This is a genomic window from Streptomyces sp. (assembly GCF_036566765.1).
Taxonomy (GTDB): domain Bacteria; phylum Actinomycetota; class Actinomycetes; order Streptomycetales; family Streptomycetaceae; genus Streptomyces.
The window spans coordinates 1-5010 of the sequence record NZ_DATCVQ010000083.1 but is presented as its reverse complement, the minus strand read 5'-3'; the positions used below and the strand labels follow the sequence as shown (position 1 = coordinate 5010).

At 73.1% G+C, this 5010-nt stretch carries 2 protein-coding genes and 1 pseudogene; 1 reads left to right on the top strand and 2 read right to left on the bottom strand.

The window, feature by feature from the left end; all coding sequences use genetic code 11:
* Positions 1-2185 (bottom strand): sensor histidine kinase (locus VIU94_RS04735; RefSeq protein ID WP_331907845.1); only part of this gene is annotated, 2185 nt, incomplete at its 3' end.
* A gap of 442 nt (positions 2186-2627) precedes the next feature.
* On the opposite strand from VIU94_RS04735, the gene VIU94_RS04730 reads away from it, so the two are divergent.
* The gene (locus tag VIU94_RS04730; protein WP_331907843.1) at positions 2628-3047 is read left to right on the top strand and encodes a hypothetical protein; all 420 of its coding nucleotides are present in this window, start codon (positions 2628-2630) and stop codon (positions 3045-3047) included.
* Positions 3048-3123: 76 nt separating this feature from the next.
* On the opposite strand, the pseudogene VIU94_RS04725 reads toward VIU94_RS04730, so the two are convergent.
* Positions 3124-5010, bottom strand: a pseudogene (locus VIU94_RS04725) (hypothetical protein); the annotation flags it as partial.

Here is a 5010-nt window from a genome sequence, read left to right as displayed (position 1 = left end):
GTTCGCTCTCGGTGTCCTCCAGGTCAGCGGAGGTGTCGGCGAGCTCGTCGAAGGGGGCGCCGCCGAGGGGTGCCTCCAGCTCCACGGGGCCGTCGATGGGGCCCTCCAGGAGCGAGGGGGCCGGGTGGCGGGACGGGCCGGAGGGGCGGTGGGCGGTGTCCGGGACCTTGGTCAGCACCGGGCGCCGGGCGGGCAGTTCGGGTACGTCACCGCCGGCCTTCTCGTGCTCGGCGCCCCGCGCGGGCTCCAGGCTCGTGCGGTCCAGGCGGAAGCCCGACCCCTGCGTCTCGGGGGCGTCGGTGAGCAGCGCGGCCGGGATGAAGACCACCGCCGTCGTGCCGCCGTAGGGCGAGGTCTGGAGCGAGACGCGGACGTTCTGGCGCTGGGCCAGCCGGCTGACCACGAAGAGGCCGAGGCGGTCGGTGTCGGAGAGCTCGAACTCGGGGGTCTCGGCGAGCCGGAGGTTGGAGTCGAGCAGGGCGTCGGGGTTCATGCCGAGGCCGCGGTCGTGGATCTCAAGGGTGAAGCCGTTGGCGACGCGTTCGCCGAGGACCTGGACCGCGGTGTGCGGCGGCGAGAACACCGTGGCGTTCTCCAGGAGTTCGGCGATCAGGTGGGTGAGGTCGGCGACGGCGGGGCCGCCGACGCCGATCCGGGGCAGCCGGCGTACCTCGATCCGCTCGTAGTCCTCGACCTCGGCGACCGCGGCCCGGACGACGTCCATGAGCTGGACGGGCTTGCGCCACTGCCGGGAGGGGGCGGCGCCGGAGAGGATCACCAGGCCCTCGGCGTGCCGGCGCATGCGGGTGGTGAGGTGGTCGAGCCGGAACAGGTCGGCGAGCTCCTCGGTGTCCTCGGTGCGCCGCTCCATGGTGTCGAGGAGGGTGAGCTGGCGGTGCAGCAGGACCTGGTTGCGGCGGGCGAGGTTGACGAAGACCTCGGCGACGCCGCGGCGCATGTCGGCCTGCTTGACGGCGGCCTCGACGGCGGCGCGCTGCAGGGTGTTGAGTGCCTGGCCGACCTGACCGACCTCGTCCCCCTCGTACTCCAGGCGCGGCACCTCGGTCTCGACGTCGACGTGTTCGCCGGCGGCGAGGCGGCGCATGACGCTGGGTAGCCGGACGCCGGAGACCTCGTGCGCCTCCTTGCGCAGCAGCCGCAGGTCGCGGATCAGTTCGCGGCCGATGCGCACGGAGACGATGACCGAGACGAGCAGGGCGAGGAAGCCGAGGATGCCGGCGACGCCGGCCTTCAGCAGGACGCTGTACGCGGCGGGCTGCATCCGGTCCTGGTAGCGGTCGCCCGCCTCGGTGTTCTCGCGCGCGAGGTCGTCGAGGACCGGAGTGGCCAGCTCCTGCCAGCGGGCGGCGTCGGTGCCCCGCGGGTTCTTGGTGGGTCCGGCGGCGATCAGCGCGTCCTCGGCGTCGCGCAGTTGTCCGGTGGCCGGGCTGCTCCAGTACTGCTCGAAGCGCTGCCGGTCGTCGGCCGGCAGGACCTCCAGGTTGACCTCGTAGAACTGCTTGCGGTTCGCGACGAGATCGGAGATCGCGCGGATCTCCGCGGCGGAGATCCGGCGGGCGATCAGGGCGGAGACGACGAGGGCGTCCTCGCGGGCGAGCATCTCCCGGGCCCGGGTCACGCCGACGAGGGCGCGGCCCTGCTTGTCCATCTCCACGCTCTCCAGGGCGTGCAGCGCCATCAGGAAGCTGTAGCAGGGGTCGACGAGCCGGTTGTAGAAGGCCAGCGCCTGGATCCGGTCGACGCTGCGCCGCTCCACGGACTGGCGCAGCGACGTGATCCCGTCGAGCGCTTCGAGCAGGGAGTTGAGGCGCTGCGCGGCGGTGGGCCGCATCTCCTCGCGGACCCCCGAGTCGGCGGCGTTGTCCCGGATCTGGGCGATCATGCGGTCGGTGGCCTCGCGCTGCTTGCGCAGCTCGCCGAGCGCGTCGGAGGTGCGCGGATCGGCCAGATAGACCAGGGACTGATAGCGCTCCCGCTGGATCACCCGAACGGTGTCCTCGATCGGGTAGCCGACCTTCTGGACGATGTAGCCGACGTCGAGCAGCTGGTCGGCCTCGCGGGTGGTGAGAAGCGTCGCGAAGCCCCACAGCCCGGTGAGGGAGATGAGCGGCACCAGCAGCAACGCCACGATCTTCCGGCGGATCGACTTCCCGCGAAAGCGCATGGCCTCCCCCAGCTCGACCCCCGCCCGGAGCGGGGGTTCTCACGTCGTCGTCACGACGCCCCGGCGTCAACACGGGGCGTCAACCATCGGCTTCAACACAAACGGCGGCGCGAGCCTACTACTGCATCACAGCCAACCCGAAGGCGCGTCCGGGCGATTTTCAGCCGACCGAGTGACCCTTGATCAGGAGATGTCCTGGTATTCAGGGAGTTGGGATTCGCCAGTGTGGCGCAGGCCACCTGCTGGGGCGTCATTTCCCCTTGCTCGACAGATGGCTGGAATTATTCGTTCCGGTGTGACCGGATGAGCCCGGCGAGGAAACCTTTCCCTCCTCTCGATCGTCTTCCGGATAGGGAGGGCCCGACATGTGCGAACCGGTGTGGAACGGCGCAGAACGGGCAGCCACCCAGAAGTCGTTCGGTGGTGGGGAGTGACAGGCACGATGGAGTACGACGCGCAGTCGCGGCAGCTGTGGGTGGACGACGAGAAGGGACGGCGCCGGATGCCCGATCCGGTGCGCAGGGCCGCCGTACGGGCCGTCCTGCTCACGTCCGTGACGCTCGTCCAGGCGATGGTGGCCTTCTTCTGCACGCTGACGGGTTCGTGGCTGGCGTTCCCGATGGTGCTCACGTCCGTGGGCAGCACGGTCGTCGCCACCTGGAGCGTCCTGGACGTGTGGGTGACCCGGCAGGTCTGGAACCAGCGCAACGGCGTGGTGTCCGTACCGAGCAGCACGGCGCGCCAGCTGCGGCGCGAGCGACGCCGGGCGCGGCGCGCGGCGAAGCGGGCGGGCGGGGCCGAGCCCTCGGGGGCGGAGTCGGTCAGGCCGATATCGGCGGAGGCGCTGTCGGAGGCGGCGTAGCGACGGAGTTGGGACGGGGACGGCCCCGGGGCCCTGGGAGGGGCGCCGGGGCCGTCGTCGTACCCGGGGGCTCGGCTCAGGCGTCGGCCGGCTGTTCTTGCGCGGACCGTGGCTGCTCCTGGTCCTGCTCGGACCGTGGCTGCTCCTGGTCCTGCTCCGACCGTGGCTGCTCCTGGTCCTGCTCCGACTGCGGGAGCGCCTGCGACTGGTCCGTCAGCGAGCGGCGGAACATGCGGGTCGCCGTGATCTCGCCGTGCACCGACTCGCCCTCCGCGCTCGGCTGCGGCAGGCCGGGCCGCAGGTGCTCCTCCACGCTGATGTACTTCAGACCGGCCCGCAGGTCCGCGTCGTTGCGCAGCCGGATGACCAGCGGGAACTCCGCGAGCGCGGTCGTGTCGAACAGGCCGGTGGTGTAGAGCAGCTGGACCCCGAGCGCGTCCGAGACCGCCCGCTGGAGCTCCAGCAGGTACGTGGCGTTGGCGCGGCCGATCGGGTTGTCGAGGAACAGCGTGCCCGCGTGCCGGTGCTTGTCCCGGCCCCGGTCGTTGGAGCGCAGCGCGGCCATCGTGCAGTACAGCGCGATCGCGGCGGTCAGCAGCTGGCCGCCGGAGAAGACGTCGCCCATCTGCCCGACCGGCACCCGCTCGGCGCGCAGCACCGCGTCCGGCTTGAGGATCTCCACGGCGACGCCGCGCGGTTCGAGGGCCGCCTGGACGCCGCGCAGCAGCAGGGACATGCCGTCCCGGCGCAGGTCGGAGTTCTTCTTGACGGCCGCGCGGGTCGCCTCGTCGACGACCTCGCCGAGCCGCTCGCTGAGCGTGGCCTGGTCCGGCTCTTCGAATCGGATGCGCAGGAACTCCTGCCCCGACCACTCGCCGAGGCCCTCGGGCAGCCGGGACAGGCGCTGCGCCGAGCGGAGCGTGGTGAGCGCGGACTCCACCAGTCCGCGCAGCCGGTCGACGATCGAGTCCCGGTTGCGCTCCAACTGCGCCAGCTCGTCGGTGAGGACGCGCAGCCGGGGCGCGAAGGCCTCCGCCCACTTCGCGGCGTGCTCGGGCAGCGCGGCCGCGGGCAGTTCGCGGATCTGCTGCCGGGCGGGGGTGCGGACCTGTTCGTACCGGGTGGAGTTGGCGTGCCGGACGAGGATGTCGCTCGCCTCGCGCACGGACGCCTCGGCGCCCGAGAGGTCGGCGGCGCAGCCGCGCAGCGAGCGGCGGGCCTCGGCGGCGGTCCGGCGGGCCTCCTCCAGGTCGCCCGGGTACGGCTCGGGCTGCTCCGGGTCCTCTTCGGCGTGCTCGCGGAGCTGGTCGCGCAGGAGCGCCGAGGTCTCGTCGAAGCCGCCCGCCGCGTCCTCGGCGGCGCGGTGGGCGTGGAGCAGGCCGGCGTGCGCGGCGCGGGAGGTCTCCAGGGCGTCGGTCCGGGCGGCGAGTGCGGCAGTGGCGCCGCGCAGCAGCGTCTGGGCCTGCTCGGCGTCGGCCGGGACCTGCTCCTCGGGCAGCTCGGTGTGCGCCTCGCCGTCCTCGGGGGCGAGGCGCTCGGCCTCGCCGCGCAGCCGGCCGAGCTTCTCGCTTGCCTCGGTGGCCCGCGACTCCAGCATCTGGACGAGGGACTCGGCGCGGGCGGCCGCGGCCTGGCGGGACGGGCCGTCGGCGCCGTCGGTGGACTCCAGGAGCTGTGCGGCGCGGGTGCGGACCTTGTTGGTGAGCCGGTCCAGTTCGGCGAGGGCGGCGGACTCGTCGCTCTCGGCGCGGGCCTGCTCGGCGCGCAGGTCGGCGCCGACGCCGACCTTCTCGTACAGCTGGGAGGCAGCCCGGTACGCCTCGCGGAGGGTCGGCAGCGCGACGCGCGGGGCGTCCGGGTCCGCCTCCGGGAGGCTCTCAGGGGCGCCGGCGATCTCCGCGCGCTCGGCGCGCAGGGCGCGGGCGGTGCGGTGCGCGTCGTCAGCGGCGCGCTGGGCGGCGCG